Consider the following 20553-nt stretch of genomic DNA (forward strand, 5'->3'; position numbering starts at 1 on the left):
CATGCGGACACACTTTTCTTTACTTAACCCGGGGATGCGGGGCGGGGGTTTGGGGTAGGGGCTCGAGTGAGGGGCTCTGGATTAAGCGGGGGCAGGGGCTCGAGTTAGAGGCTCGAGTTAGAGGTCAGCCACTCATCGATGAGCTATTCACTTATGGTTCCGCTGGGGCTCATCGATAAGTGAATAGATTATCCATAAGTGCGCGCCAAATGTCTGCAAACGTGACAAGAAATACCACTGCCTACCTGCTGATTTGTGCTTAGTGGTGATTTCGGGTTAATCTTTGCAAGGCTTCACGGAGAGCACAGAGCGAAACGAAGCGGTCAACAATTGGCCACAGAGTTACGTGCTGGGTTTAACGGATGCTGATGCCCCCTTAGCTCAGTCGGCAGAGCGTTTCCATGGTAAGGAAAAGGTCGACAGTTCGATTCTGTCAGGGGGCTCTGTTCTTTTATACGGACTTATGTCCGGTAGAGAATAGGGGCGATGTAGCTCAGATGGTGAGAGCGCACGACTCATAATCGTGAGGTCGGGGGTTCGATCCCCCCCATCGCTACTACGGACAGTGATGTTCGTCGAACCCCGCCTTGATTATGCAGCAATGCAGTAAGGTGGGACATTGTCAGCTAAGGACTGAGAAGTTCTTTCGCTGGTGGTGAAGGGGCGTGGCTCAATTGGTAGAGCAGCGGTCTCCAAAACCGCAGGTTGCAGGTTCGAGTCCTGTCGCCCCTGCAAGTACCCGTCATCCAGGGCGTATGAAAATGTGTCTGGGTGGCGGGTTTTTCGTTTATGTTCGGTGGCGGTGGGGCAATGCGAGTTACTGACTGCGTTTATGACAAAAACAGCCCGAAAAATGGCTTGAAAGTGTCATAAACCCATACAGTTTCACATTTGCAGCCCCAAGTTCGCATCCCCAAGCGAGCAGCCCCAGCGAGCAGACCGAGCTAGCAGCCCGTAGCTCTTTGGGGTTGTCAGAATCGAATCTCGAAGCCTGCGGTTCCCACGAAGGGCATTTCTTCGATAGTGTGGATTATCGGCTAGAATTTACGCACTGAACCAGACTTGCTCTGCACAGTGGGGGCTTGGCTCCGGAGAACTTCCCCGGAGTTTGCCCTTGAAGAATTCACGTTTGAGTTTCACTGTGCAGTATCTTTAGGTCTCATATGCACGAAGTAGCGAAGGAGCATCGTGTCTGAGGAAAACCAGACTTTCCAGGCGGCGGCTCGCCCGTCCGGTAAGCGCCAGGCGACGGGCGCGCAGACCACCGTGGCGAAGAAGCCTGCGCGTGAGAAGGAGACCAACGAGCTTTCGACTCGTAACCCTTTGGTTTTCATCAAGCAGGTTGTTGACGAGCTGCGCAAGGTGATTTGGCCGACCGGCCGCCAGATGGTCACCTACAGCATCATCGTGATTCTGTTCTTGATTGCCATGATCGTTCTCGTGTGGGGTGTGGACACGCTGGCCGGTCTGGGTGTCCGATCGGTGTTGGGTAAGTAATCGGTTATACTGTTTCGCAGTGATGCTTTTCATCCCGCCTCCGAGTTCCGGACGGCGGGATTATTCGTTAGCGCAGCTGGTGTCTGGCTGTGCGAAGTGATTGCGGATGGCATATTGGCTCTTAGGACTCTTTAGGCGAAGATGCCAATGTCGCGAACCGTTGATGTAGATACAAGAGGGGTTAGCACGACATGAATGATGGTCAGAATATTTTCTCCGACGCCCAGTCCGCGGATGCTGCCGCAACTGAGCAGGATGCGCAGGACGCACCGGCTCAGGTAGAAGCTTCGGCCGAGGGTGCAGTCGCAGCCGCAGCCGACGCAGCCGCAGCTGACACTGCTGCAGCAGAAGCAGCGCCGGCAGAGGAGACTGCCGCTGACGCTGAGGCACAGGCAGCTGCTGACGCAGATGCCGAGTACCGTAAGCGCCTGCGCGAGTTCCAGCGTGAGCTCAAGCGTCGTCCGGGCGACTGGTACATCATCCAGTGCTACTCCGGCTACGAGAACAAGGTGAAGACCAACCTGGAAATGCGCGCCCAGACCATGGGTGTCGATGAGCAGATCCACGAGGTCATCGTTCCGGTTGAGGAAGTCGAAGAGCGCAAGGACGACGGCAAGAAGAAGATCGTTAAGCGCAAGCTGCTGCCGGGCTACGTTCTGGTTCGTATGAGCCTGGATGACCCGTCCTGGTCCGTCGTCCGCGACACCCCGGGTGTTACTTCCTTCGTCGGTAGCGAGGGCCAGCCGTCCAAGGTCAAGATTCGCGAGGTCGCTAAGTTCCTCATGCCGAAGGAGACCATCACCGCGGACGCCGCTGAAGAAGCTGCAAATGCCGACGGTGAGCTGGCTGTCGCAGCGGCGCCGCAGGCGGAGAAGAAGGCCGTCGCCATCGACTATGAGGTCGGCGAGTCCGTCACCATCCTGTCCGGTCCGTTCGCATCTGTGGCTGCGACCATCTCCGAGATCGACCCGGACACCGGCCGCATGAAGGCTCTGGTTTCCATCTTCGGCCGTGAGACCCCGGTCGAGCTGGGCATCGATGAGGTCGAGAAGCTGAACTAGGCCCGACCTCAAGCCAGGCGCAGAGCCAAGCGGAGAGCACCGCCAAGCCAAGCGCCGAGCAAGGCACCAGCTAGCTCGCTCGCGCAACCAATCCGGTAACGGATTTTGATGCACGCCATACGCTGCGGTAACGTAGCCAGGCGTGCATTTTTGTGCCTTGAGCACAGATGCGCCAAGTAATTCGTATCCCCGGTGGCTGGCACCAACTCGATGACCAGCGCCAGCGGCCATGATGGTCGAGGGCGCAAGGGTCGTCGTAAAGCGTCGGCATCCGGACGGGGTGAGTCGCCTTTTCATCGGGGCGGCGTGCCCCGGTAACTAGGAAGTAGGTTAATCCGATGGCTCCGAAGAAGAAGCTTTCTGCGATTATTAAGCTGCAGATTCAGGCTGGTCAGGCTAACCCGGCTCCGCCGGTTGGTCCGGCACTGGGTGCTCATGGTGTCAACATCATGGAGTTCTGCAAGGCTTACAACGCAGCAACTGAGAACCAGCGTGGCAACGTTGTCCCGGTTGAAATCTCTGTCTACGAAGACCGCTCCTTCACCTTCGTTCTGAAGACCCCGCCGGCAGCTAAGCTGCTGCTGAAGGCCGCTGGCATCCAGAAGGGCTCTGGCGTTCCGCACACCAACAAGGTCGGTTCCGTGACCTGGGAGCAGTGCAAGGAAATCGCCGAGCTGAAGAAGCCGGACCTGAACGCTAACGACATCGAGATGGGTGCACGCATCATCGCCGGTACCGCTCGTTCTATGGGCATCACCGTCGAGGGCGCTAAGTAAACCGTCAGCGTTTAGCTGCACCTTCATCAAGTGGTAGGGCCAGCTTCGGCCCGCTACACACCACAATCCAACCATTTCACTTAATTGAGATTGGACTTTTCATGAGCAAGAACTCTAAGGCATACCGCGCCGCCGCCGAGAAGATCGACGCCGGCCGCATCTACTCTCCGCTCGAGGCCGCTAACCTGGCCAAGGAGACCTCCTCCAAGAACTACGACGCCACCATCGACGTCGCCATCCGCCTGGGCGTTGACCCGCGCAAGGCTGACCAGCTGGTTCGCGGCACTGTCTCCCTGCCGAACGGTACCGGTAAGACCGTCCGCGTTGTCGTCTTCGCTGCTGGCGAGAACGCCACCAAGGCTGAAGAGGCTGGCGCTGACTTCGTTGGCTCCGAGGAGCTGATCGAGAAGATTCAGGGCGGTTGGACCGACTTCGACGCTGCTATCGCTACCCCGGACCAGATGGCCAAGGTTGGTCGCGTGGCTCGCATCCTCGGCCCGCGTGGTCTGATGCCGAACCCGAAGACCGGCACCGTTACCCCGGATGTCGCTAAGGCTGTCACCGAGATCAAGGGCGGTAAGATTTCCTTCCGCGTTGACAAGGCTGCAAACCTGCAGGCTGTTATCGGTAAGGCTTCCTTCGACGCTGAGAAGCTGGCCGAGAACTACGGTGCGCTTATCGACGAGCTGATGCGCCTCAAGCCGTCCGCTGCTAAGGGTAAGTACCTGAAGAAGATCACCGTCTCCGCCACCAACGGCCCGGGCATCCCGGTTGACACCAGTGTGATCAAGGACTACACCGCCTAAATCAGCATCAGCCGATAGGCGAGTGTGCTCTTCACGAGTCACTCGAGAGTGACTCTGAGCAAAGCTCTTTAAAACCGCCGCCGCGCGCACTTTCCAGAGTGTGTGAGGTGGCGGTTTTGCATTGGCATAAGGGGTATCGATAGCGCGGTGGGGGCTTGGGCGCGGTAGACGTCGTAAAGCGAATTGCTAATCCAAACAACTAATCCAGGCGAAATGGACTCACAGCCAAAGTTTGTTGCTTAAAATCGCGACTATGACGTTAATTTTGGAACCCGAAGAAGGGCTGGAGGCGCTCGGCGAGATTAATCGCCTGGCGCAGCTCGACGACGGTTCCGGAATTATTGAATCGCAGCTCATCTCGTATCTCGACTCGTTGGGCGACGACGCCTATGACATGCCCTGCCTGCGCATCGCGGGACAGACTCTGCTGGGCGAGGTACTGACGGGGCTAGGGGAGGACGAGCGCGTAGCTGAGGTCCTTCGCCGCAATATCCAGGACTCTGTGGTGCTTCCGGGGATGAGTGAGGAGGAAGCTCTGCAAGCTCGGGCGGCGCAGGTCGTGGTCGTGCGGCTGTTGCGCATCATCGCGCGGATGGAGGCCGTCGAGCTGCGCAATGTCGTGGCGCAGCAGTGCCTGGCATCGCAGATCCCGCCGGTTGTGCGCGTGGCACTGACACTCACCGTGGATATTCTCGACGCCGCCAGATTGGACGCACATCCCGACGACATGGTGCGCGTGGTGCTCGACTACGCCGACCAAGTGCTCTGGCTTGCCGACGACAACCTGAATGCGTACTTTGCCGAGCTCGAGATGATTGTCCAGCAACGTGAGAAGGACCTGGAGTTCGGCCGCTTCGGAGAGCCAGGTGCGGCGCGGTTTGGATAGGCGATTTGGTTAATTGCCAGGGTCTGGTATAAAGTTTCTTCACGAAGTTTGACCGGCTTCCAATCGGTACCAACATCGAGTTGGGAAGATGGAGGTTGGTACTCAAGTTTCACCGAAGACCGTCGGTCATTCGCTTTGAAAGAAGCGGATTGAAGGTTTCATTGTAGGAATACAGTGAGCGGCCCACGCAGGAGGACTTGGAAGCGCTTGCGCAGTTTGACTTCACCTGCTGGCCTTGGGGTTGGCGGAGTTGAAGTGGAACACGCCACAAGAATTGTGCGCCCCATCCTTGTGCGAGGATTGGGGCGTTTGTTGTATTTGCGCAAAAGAATCCTTCACTTGGCCGAGCGGAAAATTGCAAAGACCAGGAAGGAGGCGAGAGTACACATGGCAGCAAATGCTGAGAAGATTGCAGCTGTTGCAGCGCTGAAGCAGGACGTTGAAGAGTCCAACGCTATCGTGCTGACTGAGTACCGCGGCCTGTCCGTTGCGGAAATCACGGAACTGCGTCGCGCCCTCGGTGCTGATGTTAAGTACTCCGTCGCCAAGAACACCATGATCAAGATCGCTGCCGACGAGGCAGGGATTGAGGGTCTTGATGAGCACCTGAACGGCCCGACTGCAGTCGCCTTCATCAAGGGCGAGGCTGTGGATGCGGCTAAGGCGATTAAGAAGTTCGCCGGTGACAACAAGAACCTCGTGATCAAGGGCGGCTACATGGACGGTGCTGCAATGGATGCAGCACAGTTCGAGGCTCTTGCGGATATGGATAACCGTGAGACCACGCTGGCAAAGCTGGCTGGTGCCTTCAACGGCGTTCTGGCGAACGTCGCTGGCCTGCTCGACGCTCCGACCTCCTCGGTTGCCCGCCTTGCTGCGGCACTCGAGGAAAAGAAGTAATCCCGAGCGGCTCGCGATCTACGCGAACTAAATCACGCGAAAAACTTTTCAATATCACTTTGACGGCTTCGACCCCAGGGATCTCTGAGGGGAGCGGCCGCACCACACTCATAGGAGAATATCCATGGCTAAGTACACCACTGAGGAACTGCTCGAGGCTTTCAAGGAAATGACCCTCGTTGAGCTCACCGAGTTCAAGAAGGCTTTCGAGGAAGAGTTCGACGTCACCGCTGCTGCTCCGGTTGCAGTTGCTGCTGCAGGCGCTGCTGGCGGCGAGGCTGCTGCTGAGGAGAAGGACGAGTTCGACGTCGTCCTCGAGGACGCTGGCGCTAAGAAGATCGGCGTTATTAAGGCTGTCCGTGAGATCGTCTCCGGCCTGGGCCTGAAGGAGGCTAAGGAGATGGTTGAGTCCGCTCCGAAGGCTATCCTGGAGGGTGCTTCCAAGGACGACGCTGAGGCTGCTAAGGCTAAGCTGGAAGAGGCTGGCGCAAAGGTTGCCCTCAAGTAATTCAATTACTTGCCTCGGCCCCGGTAGTGGCCTAAAGCTACCAATTCTGACCGCCAGTTCTGGGCTTCGTGCCCGGGGTTGGCGGTTCTTTTGTATCTGGGGCCTTTGCTAACCCACCTGACCCGGGCAAAACCTCACTAATCTCACCCGTCACAGGGAGTTGAGGCAAAAACCAGCCCACTCATTGTCTTGATTACCCTTATTGGCCTGTAAAGTATCTAACATGCTCTCACGGCCGAGAATTTTGTCTATCCTTCTGTTGGGTCTAGGCACCGCACTGCTTGCTGCTGGCATTTTGCTGCCCAAAGTGCTCAATGTTGATCCCAAAATGCCGCTTGACCTGCCGCCGGTGTCGTATACCCTGCGGGCGGAAGACGGCGTATCCACCAGGATTAACGAAGAGGGCAAGCGGGAGGAAGTGCACTCGCCGCTGCAGCGACAGCTCCATGGCGTGCTCATCGAACCCGCGGATGCGGACAAGGTTTCGCTCCGTGTCGGTGTGACTGAAATGCGTGAGCTTCCCCCTGAGGTCATAGGCACCGACCCGCTGACGGAGCTTATCGAGGCCAATATCTGGACAGTTACCATCGACCGCCTCACTGGCGAGGCGCTGGCTCCTGCGACGCTTGTCGACCGCATGGCAGGCGTTCCACGGTCAGTGGCTTTCGAGGGGAACTGGGTGAAGCTTCCGGCCGACACGGAGGAAAAGGAATACCTGATCTTTGATGATCTCCTCCACGATTCCTTGCCGGCAAAGTTTGTCGGGGAAGAGGAGCGCGGCGGTAACCGTGTCCTGCATTTCCGTCAGGACATTGAGAAGACGAATCTCGCCCAGAAGTACCGTTCTTACGTCTCTCAGCTAACCCAGGATGACAAGTCCGGCTTCCTCCAGTACCAGGGCACCCGTGATTTGTGGGTTGAGCCCAAGTCTGGCTCGGTCATCGATATGGCCGAGGACATCCACCTTTGGTGGGAGACCCGCGATGGCGAGCCGATCATGGACTACCTGCGCTTCAACGGCAAGATGGACGAAGGCCTTTCCAATCAGCTTCTCTTTGGCGCAATACAGAATTTCCAGCGCCCAGCTCTAGAGCCGTGGTCAATCGGCCTCATTGCGTCCGGTTCGATTCTGGTATTCATCGCAATCGTGGGTATCGTGCGTCCTTCGACCCGTCGTAAAACAGAGTAACGCTTTACGACGGCCATAGCGCCCAGGCCTCATCGTTATATCGGTAACGGGTGAATGCGACACGCCCGATTTGTCAAGTTGTACTAGACAACTGCCAGTTTTTGATATAGGCTAAATCGTTGCGCTGGAATTAGTGTATCTGTCGCCAGCTCTTTTATAGTTTGCGCTCGGAGCGCGGGGCTATTATGTAGCACCGTTTTTCGTGCATCTAGCTGTTAAAGGAGTTGCTGCGACGCCGCCGTTAGGGCTCGGGGGCTCGCCTTTAAAGGCTGGTCTTGGAGGCCAAGTGGCGGGGGAATCACTTTCGTGTGTGACCAAAGGTTAGACGCAAAGTATCCCGGTGCGCAACAGAAATAATTCCTGCAACTTGAATCGCGTATAAACCAAGCGGGCGGAGCGCACCACCGGTTGCCGGTGTGCTCCACCGCGTGAGGTGCTGGAAGGACGCATCTTGGCAGTCTCCCGCCAGACCAAGGCAGTAACCGGTATTCCCGGAGCTTCGAAGAGGTACTCGTTTGCAAAGATTCAGGAGCCGATTGCGGTTCCTGGTCTGCTCGACCTGCAGCGTGAGTCTTTCGCATGGCTCATTGGCACGCCTGAGTGGCGTGCTCGTCGCCAGGAGGAGCTCGGAGAAGACGCTCGGGTTACCAGCGGTCTCGAAGATATTCTAGAAGAGCTCTCTCCGATCGAGGACTACTCCCAGAAGATGTCCCTGACGCTGTCGGACCCATGGTTCGACTCCGTCAAGAACACCGTGGATGAGTCCAAGGATAAGGACATCAACTACTCGGCTCCCCTCTACGTCACCGCGGAGTTCACCAACCGCGAGACCGGTGAGATCAAGAGCCAGACCGTCTTCATCGGTGACTTCCCGATGATGACGGACAAGGGTACGTTCATCGTCAACGGAACTGAGCGTGTCGTTGTTTCTCAGCTGGTGCGCTCTCCGGGCGTCTACTTCGATGAGACCATCGACAAGTCCACCGAGCGCCCGCTGCACTCGGTGAAGATTATTCCGTCGCGCGGTGCGTGGCTGGAGTTCGACGTCGACAAGCGGGACACCGTCGGCGTTCGTATTGACCGTAAGCGTCGCCAGCCGGTCACGGTTCTGCTGAAGGCTTTCGGCTGGACCACCGAGGAGATCAAGGAGCGCTTCGGCTTCTCTGAGATCATGATGGCCACCCTGGAGAAGGACGGTGTTGCAAACACCGACGAGGCCCTGCTGGAGATTTACCGCAAGCAGCGCCCGGGTGAGCCGCCGACGCGCGAGTCCGCGCTGGCTCTGCTGGAGAACAACTTCTTCAAACCGAAGCGCTACGACCTGGCTAAGGTCGGTCGCTACAAGGTCAACCGCAAGCTGGGCCTGGGCGCTGATGCCTCCGGCGAGATGGTTCTGACCGAGCAGGATATTGCTACCACCATCGAATACCTCGTGCGTCTGCACGACGGCGAGAATGTTATGACCTCGCCGGAAGGCGTCGAAATCCCGGTTGAGACCGACGATATCGACCACTTCGGTAACCGTCGTCTGCGTACCGTAGGCGAGCTGATTCAGAACCAGGTCCGCGTGGGTCTGTCCCGCATGGAACGCGTGGTTCGTGAGCGCATGACCACTCAGGACGTGGAGTCGATCCAGCCGACCACCCTGATTAACGTGCGCCCGGTTTCCGCGGCTATCCGTGAGTTCTTCGGTACTTCCCAGCTGTCCCAGTTCATGGACCAGAACAACTCGCTGTCGGGCCTGACCCACAAGCGTCGTCTGTCCGCACTGGGCCCGGGTGGTCTGACCCGTGACCGTGCTGGCCTTGAGGTTCGAGACGTTCACCCGTCCCACTACGGTCGCATGTGTCCAATTGAGACCCCAGAGGGTCCGAACATTGGCCTGATTGGTTCGCTGTCCTGCTACGCACGCGTGAACCCGTTCGGTTTCATTGAGACTCCGTACCGTCGCGTCCGCGATGGTGTCATCACCGACGAGGTCGACTACCTCACCGCTGATGAGGAAGACCGCTACGTCGTCGCGCAGGCCAACACCCCGATCGACGAGAACGGCCACTTCGTTCAGGAGACCCTGTCTGTTCGTAAGAAGGGTGGTGACGTCGAGTCCGTCCGCGCCGATGAGGTCGACTACCTCGATGTTTCCCCGCGTCAGATGGTCTCCGTGGCTACCGCCATGATTCCGTTCCTCGAGCACGACGACGCTAACCGTGCCCTGATGGGTGCGAACATGCAGCGTCAGGCTGTGCCGCTGCTGCGTTCGGAGGCTCCGTTCGTCGGTACCGGTATGGAGCAGCGTGCTGCTTACGACGCCGGCGATGTCATTGTCGCTTCGGCCACCGGTGTGGTCGAGACGGTGTCGGCAGACTTCATCACCATCATGGACGATGAGGGCCAGCGCCACACCTACCTGCTGCGCAAGTTCGAACGCACCAACCAGGGCACCTGCTACAACCAGAAGCCACTGGTTGACGAAGGCCAGCGTGTTGAGGCCGGCCAGGTCATCGCTGATGGTCCGGGTACCGACAACGGTGAGATGGCACTTGGTAAGAACCTGCTCGTGGCATTCATGCCGTGGGAAGGACACAACTACGAGGACGCCATCATCCTGAACCAGCGCATGGTTGAGGAGGACATCCTGACCTCGATTCACATCGAGGAGCATGAGATTGATGCCCGCGACACCAAGCTGGGTCCGGAGGAAATCACCCGTGACATCCCGAACGCATCCGAGGAGATGCTGAAGGATCTGGATGACCGCGGTATCGTCCGCATCGGTGCCGACGTTCGCGACGGTGACATCCTGGTCGCTAAGACCACGCCGAAGGGCGAGACTGAGCTGACTCCGGAGGAGCGCCTGCTGCGCGCTATCTTCGGCGAGAAGTCCCGCGAGGTCCGTGACACCTCCATGCGTGTTCCGCACGGTGAGTCCGGCAAGGTCATCGGCGTCCGCGTCTTCTCCCGTGAAGACGATGACGACCTGGCACCGGGTGTCAACGAGATGGTCCGCGTCTACGTTGCGCAGAAGCGCAAGATTCAGGACGGCGACAAGATGGCAGGTCGCCACGGTAACAAGGGTGTTATCGGCAAGATCCTGCCGCAGGAGGATATGCCGTTCCTGCCGGACGGCACCCCGGTCGACATCATTCTGAACACCCACGGTGTTCCGCGTCGTATGAACATCGGCCAGGTCCTCGAGGTTCACCTCGGCTGGCTGGCGAAGGCCGGCTGGAGCATTGAGGGCGACCCGGATTGGGCTAAGCGTCTTCCGGCTGACCTGCACGACGTTCCGTCCGACTCCCTGGTCGCAACCCCAGTGTTCGACGGTGCTGAGAACGAGGAGCTCGCTGGTCTGCTCGCGTCGTCCCGCCCGAACCGTGACGGCGAGGTGCTGGTCAACGCTGACGGTAAGGCCACGCTGTTCGACGGCCGCTCTGGCGAGAAGTTCCCGTTCCCGGTTTCGGTGGGCTACATGTACATGCTGAAGCTGCACCACCTGGTCGACGAGAAGATTCACGCTCGTTCCACCGGTCCGTACTCCATGATTACCCAGCAGCCGCTGGGTGGTAAGGCTCAGTTCGGTGGTCAGCGCTTCGGTGAGATGGAGGTGTGGGCAATGCAGGCATACGGCGCTGCCTACACCCTGCAGGAGCTGCTCACTATCAAGTCCGATGACGTGGTTGGCCGCGTCAAGGTCTACGAGGCAATCGTGAAGGGCGACAACATTCCGGATCCGGGTATTCCGGAGTCGTTCAAGGTGCTTCTGAAGGAACTGCAGTCGCTCTGCCTGAACGTTGAGGTCCTTTCGGCCGACGGCGTTCCGGTTGAGTTGGGCTCCTCCGACGATGAGGAACTCGACCACGCGACCGCTTCCCTCGGCATTAACCTGTCCCGCGACGAGCGTTCTGACGCTGACTCCGCATAGTTTCTCGCTTAACGACGAAACATTGCGTGAGTATCAGGGTCGGGAAGCCCTAACTCGCGAATAACCCAACACAGACGACAACGTACAAAAACCTCCGCAGAGAATTTGGTTTCCGCATTACTTCGATGCGGAGGGAAAGGGAAACAGGTGCTCGACGTCAACAACTTTGACGAGCTCCGGATTGGGCTCGCTACCGCCGACGACATCCGCCGCTGGTCTCGCGGTGAGGTCAAGAAGCCCGAGACGATTAACTACCGTACGCTGAAGCCGGAAAAGGATGGCCTTTTCTGTGAGCGTATCTTCGGCCCGACCCGTGACTGGGAGTGTGCTTGTGGTAAGTACAAGCGCGTTCGCTTCAAGGGCATCATCTGTGAACGCTGTGGCGTTGAGGTGACCAAGTCGAAGGTTCGCCGTGAGCGCATGGGCCACATTGAGCTGGCCGCTCCGGTCACTCACATCTGGTACTTCAAGGGTGTGCCGTCTCGCCTCGGCTACCTGCTCGATTTGGCTCCGAAGGATTTGGAAAAGATCATCTACTTCGCTGCCAACATCATCACTTCTGTGGATGAAGAGGCTCGCCACAACGACCAGGAAACCCTCGAAGCAGACATGCTCGTGGACAAGAAGCTGGTTGAGGACGACCGCGACCAGGAGCTGGCCGAACGCGCCCAGACCCTGGAAGAGGATCTGGCTGAGCTCGAGGCAGCCGGTGCCAAGGCTGACGCCCGCAAGAAGGTTCAGTCTGCAGCCGAGCGCGAGATGCGCCACATCCGTGAGCGCGCCCAGCGCGAGCTGGATCGTCTCGATGAGATTTGGAACACCTTCATCAAGCTCGAGCCGAAGCAGATGATTATCGACGAGGGTATTTACACCGAGCTCGTCGACCGCTACGAGGACTACTTCACCGGTGGTATGGGTGCTGAGGCTATTCAGACCCTGATCCGCAACTTCGACCTGGCCAAGGAGGCCGAGGAGCTGCGCGAGATTATTCGCGACGGCAAGGGTCAGAAGAAGATGCGCGCCCTCAAGCGCCTGAAGGTTGTCACTGCATTCCTGCAGTCCGGCAACGACCCAGCCGCTATGGTGCTCGACTGCATCCCGGTGATTCCGCCGGAGCTGCGCCCGATGGTGCAGCTCGACGGTGGCCGCTTTGCGACCTCGGACTTGAACGACCTCTACCGTCGTGTCATCAACCGCAACAACCGCCTGAAGCGCATGATCGACCTCGGCGCTCCGGAGATCATCGTCAACAACGAGAAGCGCATGCTTCAGGAATCCGTTGACGCACTGTTCGACAATGGACGTCGCGGCCGCCCGGTCACTGGTCCGGGTAACCGCCCGCTGAAGTCCCTGAGCGACCTGCTCAAGGGTAAGCAGGGTCGTTTCCGTCAGAACCTGCTGGGTAAGCGTGTTGACTACTCCGGCCGTTCGGTTATTATCGTCGGCCCGCAGCTGAAGCTGCACCAGTGTGGTCTGCCGAAGCTGATGGCACTTGAGCTGTTCAAGCCGTTCGTGATGAAGGAGCTCGTGGCCAAGAGCTACGCGCAGAACATCAAGAGCGCGAAGCGCATGGTTGAGCGTCAGCGCCCAGAGGTGTGGGACGTCCTCGAAGATGTCATTACCGGACACCCGGTCCTGCTGAACCGTGCACCTACGCTGCACCGCCTGGGTATTCAGGCTTTCGAGCCGGTCCTGGTTGAGGGTAAGGCAATTCAGCTGCACCCACTGGCATGTGAGGCTTTCAACGCCGACTTCGACGGTGACCAGATGGCAGTCCACCTGCCGCTGTCCGCTGAAGCACAGGCCGAGGCTCGCGTCCTGATGCTGTCCTCGAACAACATTCTGTCGCCGGCTTCCGGTAAGCCGCTGGCTATGCCGCGTCTGGATATGGTCACTGGCCTGTACTTCCTGACGCTGGAGAAGCCGGAGCTGCCGGGTGGCCACCAGGATGCCACCGAGGACGCACCGGAGCAGGGTATTTACACCAGCCCGGCCGAGGCCATCATGGCTTACGACCGCGGTGCAATTGGTCTGCAGAGCCCGATTAAGGTGCGCATCAGCCACCTGCGTCCGCCGGCCGAGATTGAGGCCGAGCAGTTCCCAGACGGTTGGAACAAGGGCGATACCTGGCTGGCTTCGACCACGCTGGGCCGCGTTATGTTCAACGACCTGCTGCCGTGGAACTACCCATACGTCGAAGGCGTTATGGCTAAGAAGCCGCAGGCTGCGATCATCAACGACTTGGCTGCCAAGTACCCGATGATCACGGTCGCTCAGACCGTCGACAAGCTCAAGGATGCTGGCTTCTACTGGGCTACCCGTTCTGGTGTCACCATTGCTATGTCTGACGTGCTGGTTCTCCCGAACAAGCGGGAGATCCTAAACGGCTACGAAGAGAAGGCCGCCACGGTGGAGAAGAAGTTCCGCCGCGGTAAGCTCTCGGCTGCTGAGCGTCACGAGTCGCTGGTTAACCTGTGGAAGGCTGCGACGGCTGAGGTCGGTGAAAAGGTCGAGGCTCTGTACCCGGATGACAATCCGATTCCGATGATCGTGAAGTCGGGTGCTGCCGGTAACATGGGCCAGATTCACTCGCTGGCCGGCATGAAGGGTATGGTTACGAACCCGCGTGGTGAATACATCACCCGTCCGATTAAGACCTCCTTCCGCGAAGGCCTGTCGGTTCTCGAGTACTTCAACAACTCGCACGGTTCCCGTAAGGGTCTGGCCGATACCGCGCTTCGTACCGCTGACTCGGGTTACCTGACCCGTCGTCTGGTCGACGTTGCGCAGGACGTCATCGTTCGCGAAGAGGACTGTGGCACCCACGATGGTGTCATTGTCGAGATCGGCGAGGATGTTCTGGACGCAGCCGGCAACCCGACCGGCGAGATCCGTCGTGCGAAGTATGTCGAGACCGCCGCGATTGCTCGTGTGCTGGCAGCCGATGTCACCGACGCTGAGGGCAATGTCCTTATCGCGGCTGACACCGACCTGAACGACGACCACATCACCCTGGCTCTCAGCCACGGTGTCAAGGAAGTCAAGGTCCGCTCGGTTCTGACCTGTTCCACCGCAACCGGTGTCTGTGCCAAGTGTTACGGTCGCTCGATGGCAACCGGCAAGCTGGTCGACATCGGAGAGGCTGTCGGTATTGTTGCTGCGCAGTCCATTGGTGAGCCGGGTACCCAGCTGACCATGCGTACGTTCCACCAGGGTGGTGTCGGTGGCGACATTACCGGTGGTCTGCCGCGTGTCCAGGAGCTGTTTGAGGCCCGCGTGCCGAAGAACAAGGCTCCGCTGGTCCGCGAAAACGGTCGCGTGCGCCTGGAGGAGGACGAGCACTTCTACACGCTCACCCTCATCCCGGATGCCAACAGCGAAGACGAGGTTGTTTACGACAAGCTGTCCAAGCGTCAGGGCCTGGCTGAAATCACTGTCGATGGCCGTCGTCGCGCCATCCGCGATGGTGACCATGTGGTCAAGGGTCAGCAGCTGCTCAAGGGCGCTGCCGATCCGCACGAGGTCCTCGAGGTTCTGGGCCGCCGAGGCGTCCAGCGCCACCTCATCGAGGAAGTCCAGTCGGTCTACCGTGATCAGGGTGTGGCCATTCACGACAAGCACATCGAGGTTATCGTCAGCCAGATGCTGCGCCGCGTGATTGTGTCTAAGCCAGGTGACTCCGAACTGCTGCCAGGTGCACTGGTCGAGCGCTCCACGGTCATGGCGAAGAACCGCGAGATTGTCGCCTCCGGTGGCAGCGTCATCGAAGGCCGTCGCGTGCTGATGGGTATTACCAAGGCATCGCTGGCCACCGAGTCCTGGCTGTCCGCCGCCTCCTTCCAGGAGACGACGCGCGTGCTTACCGACGCCGCTATCAACAAGCGCTCGGATAAGCTCATCGGCCTGAAGGAGAACGTGATCATCGGTAAGCTGATCCCGGCTGGTACGGGTATCTCGCGCTACCGCAACATCACGGTTGAGCCGACTGAGGAAGCTGCCCGCCAGGCAGCCGCCCCGTTCGCTTCCTTCGGCGAGGGCTTCTACGGTGCCGAGGACACCTACGGCATCGATCAGGTCGGTTCCGCAGTTCCGCTGGATGACATCGGAACCTTCGAGTAGAAATCAATAGCTTTGCGGCAGCGGCTGGGGGGAGCGGGAGAATTCCCTCGGTCACTGTCTGGCAAAGCACCTCGCCTGACAGTTGGGGCTTCGTGCGCTAACTGTTAGGTGGCAACCGGAAAAATCCTCCGGCACAGTTGTGGCTTACTAGCGGGTTGCTAGTTCGTCACGGTCGTGCCGGAGGATTTTTCTTTGTCGAGGCAACCCAACTGGAAAACTCGGCTGGAGACTGAAGAAAGGCGATAGGAACAGAGGCAAGGGGCAGGGGAGGAAGGGCCTAGGGGTTCCGTCCCGACCTCCCTCCTCTACATCTTGAGAGCCTCTGCAATCGGGGTGTTGCCCTCGTTGAAGTTAATCATGCGACCAACGGTAGCCTCGTTGAACACGGCCTGCGCGATGACATTGGCAACGGTCGCGCGAGCGACCTCGCCTGCCTTGTCCGCCGTGGTGTCGATGGAATCCTGGCCCTCGTTGAGCGTGAGCGCACTCGGGCCGAGAATGGTCCATTCCAGGTTTGAAGCGCGCAGCGCTTCGTCGGCTGCAGCCTTGGACTCGGCATAGGCAAAGAAGCTGTGATCCTCTGGAACGCCATGGTCGTGGCCCGCACCAAAGTAAGAGACCATCACGTAGCGCTTAACGCCAGCCTGCTCGGCTGCGGCAATCGAAGTAATAGCTGCGTCGCGGTCGATCGCGTACGTCCGTTCTGGTGAACCTCCACCAGCGCCGGCGGACCAAATCACAGCGTCGTGCGCGCTGAGAAGGTCCGCAAACTGTTCGGTCGAGAGACTGGCGATGTCGTAAACGGCTGGTGTGGCGCCGAGAGCCTCGATATCCGGAACCTGGTCGGGGTTGCGTATAACAGACGTGACCTCGTAGCCATCGTCGATAAGTAGGGGAGTAGAGATTTGGGCCACCTTGCCGTGGCCGCCAATGACAATAACCTTTTTAGACATGTCCCCACCTATACGCTGCCAGTACACTGCTGGCAATGAAGAAGGCATTCGCCTGTGGTGAACATGGCGATTAAGTTTCTCCAGCGCTGATGCAGGACAGTACTATGGGCAAACCGAACGGACGGCAGAATTGGCCGAGTTATCAATTCAAACCGGCATAGTAACGTCTGCGTCTTTTGGGGCGAGGCGCGCCGTGCTGAACACCCAAAAATTTGATCACCAAGCCCACAAGCGCTCAAAGTGCTTGAAATTTATAGGCCATTACCAGGGTGTTTGGACTAAACCCGCAGCTCGCGTACTGTTATACAACGATCCCAGAAAAGAATTGGGAACTTGAGACATTACCCAGTAGGCCAGCGAGAGCGGCTGACTGGGTTTCGCACGTTCAAAATCCCTCCATTTCTTGCGTTCAACCGATGGGCTCACCACTGGATGAGTAATAACTTTTCTTGTGATGCATTCACACGGAAGGTGGTTACTCCGCTGCGGTTGGCATCGGTCGTGAGAATGTCCAGCGAGGATTGAAAACAGAAAGAGGCTTCATGCCCACTATTCAGCAGCTGGTCCGCAAGGGCCGCCATGACAAGAAGGCTAAGGTTGCAACCGCAGCTCTGAAGGGTTCCCCTCAGCGCCGCGGCGTTTGCACCCGTGTTTACACCACCACCCCGAAGAAGCCGAACTCGGCTCTTCGTAAGGTCGCTCGTGTTCGTCTGACCTCTGGTATCGAGGTTTCGGCTTACATTCCGGGTGAGGGCCACAACCTGCAGGAGCACTCCATGGTGCTCGTTCGCGGTGGTCGTGTTAAGGACCTCCCGGGTGTCCGCTACAAGATCGTCCGTGGTTCCCTCGACACCCAGGGTGTCAAGGACCGCAAGCAGGCTCGTTCCCGCTACGGCGCAAAGAAGGAGAAGTAAGCCATGCCACGTAAGGGCCCAGTACAGAAGCGTCCTGTCGTCAACGACCCGGTCTACGGCTCCCCTCTGGTGTCGCAGCTGGTCAACAAGGTTCTGATCGACGGTAAGAAGTCGACTGCAGAGCGCATCGTCTACGGTGCACTTGAGCTGTGCGAAGAGAAGACCGGTACTGATCCGGTGCTGACTCTGAAGCGCGCAATCGAGAACGTCAAGCCGGCTCTTGAGGTTCGTTCCCGCCGTGTTGGTGGCGCCACCTACCAGGTCCCGGTCGAGGTTCGTCCGGGCCGTGGCACCACGCTGGCACTGCGCTGGCTGCTGATGTTCTCCCGTCAGCGCCGTGAGAACACCATGACCGAGCGTCTCGCTAACGAGATTCTCGATGCATCCAACGGCCTGGGTGCATCCGTCAAGCGTCGTGAGGACACTCACAAGATGGCGGAAGCAAACCGCGCATTCGCTCACTACCGCTGGTAATCGCTTATCGACGGAGGCCGCGAGTGGTCACCGTCGTAGAGCAGCTGCCGGTATGTCAACGGCGCGCGTCGGTCGCGGTCCACAGATCTTTAAGGGTCACTCAATAGGGGCCAGCCCGGCGCTTACACCCGATGTCTTGCGTAGAATTTACGCAATAGGTGTACGTCACGGCGCGACTTCGCGCCAAGACGGTGGCATTATAGATAAAGCAAACCCGACCGACGGCGGATTTGACGGCCAATTGCAATCCCGTAATTGAGTCTCACCGCCAAACCGATTTGAAACGAGTGGGGAATCAAGTGGCTGAAGGTGCACTTCCCGTTAAGAAGGACCTCCACAAGGTCCGCAACATCGGCATCATGGCGCACATCGATGCTGGTAAGACGACTACGACTGAGCGCATCCTGTACTACACGGGTATTAACCGCAAGGTCGGCGAGACTCACGATGGTGGCGCTACCACCGACTGGATGGAGCAGGAGAAGGAGCGCGGTATCACCATTACCTCCGCTGCTGTGACCTGTTTCTGGAACGACAACCAGATCAACATCATCGATACCCCGGGCCACGTCGACTTCACCGTTGAGGTTGAGCGTTCCCTGCGTGTGCTCGACGGTGCCGTCGCAGTCTTCGACGGTAAGGAAGGTGTCGAGCCGCAGTCTGAGCAGGTTTGGCGTCAGGCTCAGAAGTACGATGTCCCGCGTATTTGCTTCGTCAACAAGATGGACAAGCTGGGCGCTGACTTCTACTACACCGTTGGCACCATCGTTGACCGCCTCGGTGCTAAGCCGTTGGTTATGCAGCTGCCGATTGGCGCTGAGGATGACTTCGACGGCGTTGTTGACCTGCTGGAGATGAAGGCCCTCATGTGGCCGGGCAAGGTTGAGATCGGCACTCCTGCGCAGGTCGAGGAGATTCCGGCGGACATGGTCGACAAGGCTAACGAGTACCGTGAGAAGCTCATTGAGACCGTCGCTGAGTCCGACGAGGAGCTCATGGAGAAGTACTTCGGTGGCGAAGAGCTGACCATGGACGAGATCAAGGGCGCCATCCGCAAGATGGTTATCAACTCTGAGGTCTACCCGGTCTACTGTGGTACCGCGTACAAGAACAAGGGTGTTGAGCCGCTGCTCGACGCTGTCATTGACTTCCTGCCGAATCCGCTGGACATCGGTGAGGTTCACGGCCACCAGATGGGCGACGAGGACGTCGATATGGTCCGTAAGCCGTCTAAGGATGAGCCGTTCTCCGCTCTCGCATTCAAGATTGCTGCTCACCCGTTCTTCGGCAAGCTGACCTTCGTCCGCGTTTACTCCGGTCGTGTGGAGCCTGGCCAGCAGGTCCTGAACTCCACCAAGGACAAGAAGGAGCGCGTCGGTAAGCTGTTCCAGATGCACGCCAACAAGGAGAACCCTGTTGACGAGGCAGTGGCAGGTAACATCTACGCCTTCATTGGTCTGAAGGACACCACCACCGGTGACACCCTGTGTGCACAGGATGCTCCGATCGTTCTGGAGTCCATGTCCTTCCCGGATCCGGTTATCTCCGTTGCTATTGAGCCAAAGTCCAAGGCTGACCAGGAGAAGCTGGGTACCGCTATTCAGCGTCTGGCTGAAGAGGACCCGACCTTCACCGTTCACCTGGATGAGGAAACCGGCCAGACCGTTATCGGCGGTATGGGCGAGCTCCACCTCGACGTCCTGGTTGACCGCATGAAGCGCGAGTTCAAGGTCGAAGCAAACATCGGTAACCCGCAGGTTGCTTACCGCGAGACCATCCGCAAGCCGGTCGAGAAGTTCGAGTACACCCACAAGAAGCAGACCGGTGGTTCGGGTCAGTTCGCCCGCGTCATCATTGCTCTGGAGCCGTACTCCCCGTCCGCTGAAGAGGTGGAAGAAGGCGAGTCCACAACTTACCTCTTCGCAAACGAGGTCACCGGTGGCCGCGTTCCGAAGGAGTACATCCCGTCTGTCGACGCTGGTATCCAGGATGCAATGCAGTACGGTACCCTCGCCGGCTACCCGCTGGTGAACATCAAGGCAACCCTGCTCGACGGTGCTTACCACGAGGTTGACTCCTCCGAAATGGCCTTCAAGATCGCTGGTCAGCAGGCTCTGAAGGAAGCTGTTCAGAAGGCTAAGCCGGTCCTGCTCGAGCCGATGATGGCCGTTGAGGTCATTACTCCGGAAGAGTACATGGGTGAGGTCATCGGTGACATCAACTCCCGTCGTGGCCAGGTCAACTCCATGGAAGACCGCACCGGCGTCAAGGCTGTCAAGGCTCTGGTTCCGCTGTCCGAGATGTTCGGCTACGTTGGTGACCTGCGTTCCAAGACCCAGGGTCGCGCTAACTACACCATGATCTTCGACTCCTACGCTGAGGTTCCGTCCTCCGTGGCCGAGGAGATCATTGCAGCTCGTACCGGCGCTTAAATCACGCCGGTAGGGTGGGGCACTCAATCAGAGTTGACCCCATCCCTGCACGCACTGCACTGTCACTCTTTTAGAGAACGCAGTGCGAGGGTCTGCAGCTTTAGTAGATTCCCTCT

General features: G+C 58.5%; 14 protein-coding genes and 3 tRNA genes. 16 read left to right on the plus strand and 1 reads right to left on the minus strand.

Annotated elements, in window-relative coordinates; all coding sequences use genetic code 11:
• The first annotated feature begins 370 nt into the window (after positions 1–370).
• The 13 genes from HMPREF2681_RS09150 (at position 371) to HMPREF2681_RS09210 (ending at position 15664) form a co-directional block, all read left to right on the plus strand.
• A tRNA-Thr gene (locus HMPREF2681_RS09150) sits at positions 371–443 on the plus strand.
• A 39-nt stretch (positions 444–482) separates the two neighbouring features.
• Positions 483–556: transfer RNA gene (locus tag HMPREF2681_RS09155), tRNA-Met, on the plus strand.
• 103 nt (positions 557–659) lie between these two features.
• Positions 660–732: transfer RNA gene (locus HMPREF2681_RS09160), tRNA-Trp, on the plus strand.
• A 456-nt stretch (positions 733–1188) separates the two neighbouring features.
• Positions 1189–1497: a preprotein translocase subunit SecE gene (secE, locus tag HMPREF2681_RS09165; protein ID WP_049170051.1), complete on the plus strand. Its 309-nt coding sequence runs from the start codon at positions 1189–1191 to the stop codon at positions 1495–1497.
• A gap of 191 nt (positions 1498–1688) precedes the next feature.
• Positions 1689–2558, plus strand: a complete 870-nt coding sequence (nusG, locus tag HMPREF2681_RS09170) for a transcription termination/antitermination protein NusG (RefSeq protein WP_070546900.1) — start codon at positions 1689–1691, stop codon at positions 2556–2558.
• Between the two features lie 338 nt (positions 2559–2896).
• On the plus strand, positions 2897–3334 hold the full coding sequence (gene rplK, locus HMPREF2681_RS09175) for a 50S ribosomal protein L11 (RefSeq protein ID WP_016422043.1): 438 nt from the start codon (positions 2897–2899) through the stop codon (positions 3332–3334).
• A gap of 101 nt (positions 3335–3435) precedes the next feature.
• Positions 3436–4140: a 50S ribosomal protein L1 gene (gene rplA / locus HMPREF2681_RS09180; protein ID WP_016422044.1), complete on the plus strand. Its 705-nt coding sequence runs from the start codon at positions 3436–3438 to the stop codon at positions 4138–4140.
• A gap of 253 nt (positions 4141–4393) precedes the next feature.
• Positions 4394–5026 (plus strand): hypothetical protein, encoded by a 633-nt coding sequence (locus tag HMPREF2681_RS09185; RefSeq protein ID WP_042388383.1) that lies wholly within the window; start codon positions 4394–4396, stop codon positions 5024–5026.
• Positions 5027–5413: 387 nt separating this feature from the next.
• Positions 5414–5926 carry a 50S ribosomal protein L10 gene (rplJ, locus tag HMPREF2681_RS09190; RefSeq protein WP_016422046.1) on the plus strand — a complete coding sequence of 171 codons (513 nt, stop codon included), beginning with the start codon at positions 5414–5416 and terminating at the stop codon, positions 5924–5926.
• A 124-nt stretch (positions 5927–6050) separates the two neighbouring features.
• Positions 6051–6434 (plus strand): 50S ribosomal protein L7/L12, encoded by a 384-nt coding sequence (gene rplL, locus HMPREF2681_RS09195; protein WP_016422047.1) that lies wholly within the window; start codon positions 6051–6053, stop codon positions 6432–6434.
• A 223-nt stretch (positions 6435–6657) separates the two neighbouring features.
• Positions 6658–7623, plus strand: coding sequence for a cell envelope lipid trafficking protein PgfA (locus HMPREF2681_RS09200; protein WP_042388387.1), 966 nt, complete (start codon positions 6658–6660; stop codon positions 7621–7623).
• A gap of 433 nt (positions 7624–8056) precedes the next feature.
• Entirely contained in the window at positions 8057–11545 is a 3489-nt protein-coding gene (locus HMPREF2681_RS09205; RefSeq protein ID WP_042388391.1) for a DNA-directed RNA polymerase subunit beta, read from the plus strand.
• A gap of 147 nt (positions 11546–11692) precedes the next feature.
• Entirely contained in the window at positions 11693–15664 is a 3972-nt protein-coding gene (locus HMPREF2681_RS09210; RefSeq protein WP_016422050.1) for a DNA-directed RNA polymerase subunit beta', read from the plus strand.
• A gap of 305 nt (positions 15665–15969) precedes the next feature.
• Here the strand turns inward: HMPREF2681_RS09210 and HMPREF2681_RS09215 are convergent, their stop codons facing one another.
• A complete protein-coding gene (locus HMPREF2681_RS09215; RefSeq protein ID WP_016422051.1) occupies positions 15970–16617 on the minus strand; it encodes an SDR family oxidoreductase in 648 nt (215 codons plus the stop codon).
• Between the two features lie 542 nt (positions 16618–17159).
• Between HMPREF2681_RS09215 and rpsL the strand changes: the two genes are divergently transcribed.
• From rpsL to fusA, 3 genes are all read left to right on the plus strand, one after another.
• Positions 17160–17531, plus strand: coding sequence for a 30S ribosomal protein S12 (rpsL, locus tag HMPREF2681_RS09220; RefSeq protein WP_005509887.1), 372 nt, complete (start codon positions 17160–17162; stop codon positions 17529–17531).
• Positions 17532–17534: 3 nt separating this feature from the next.
• On the plus strand, positions 17535–18005 hold the full coding sequence (gene rpsG, locus HMPREF2681_RS09225; RefSeq protein ID WP_016422052.1) for a 30S ribosomal protein S7: 471 nt from the start codon (positions 17535–17537) through the stop codon (positions 18003–18005).
• 299 nt (positions 18006–18304) lie between these two features.
• Entirely contained in the window at positions 18305–20437 is a 2133-nt protein-coding gene (gene fusA / locus HMPREF2681_RS09230) for an elongation factor G (protein WP_016422053.1), read from the plus strand.
• Positions 20438–20553 lie beyond the last annotated feature (116 nt).

The organism is Corynebacterium sp. HMSC064H12, from assembly GCF_001809925.1.
GTDB lineage: Bacteria > Actinomycetota > Actinomycetes > Mycobacteriales > Mycobacteriaceae > Corynebacterium > Corynebacterium jeikeium_D.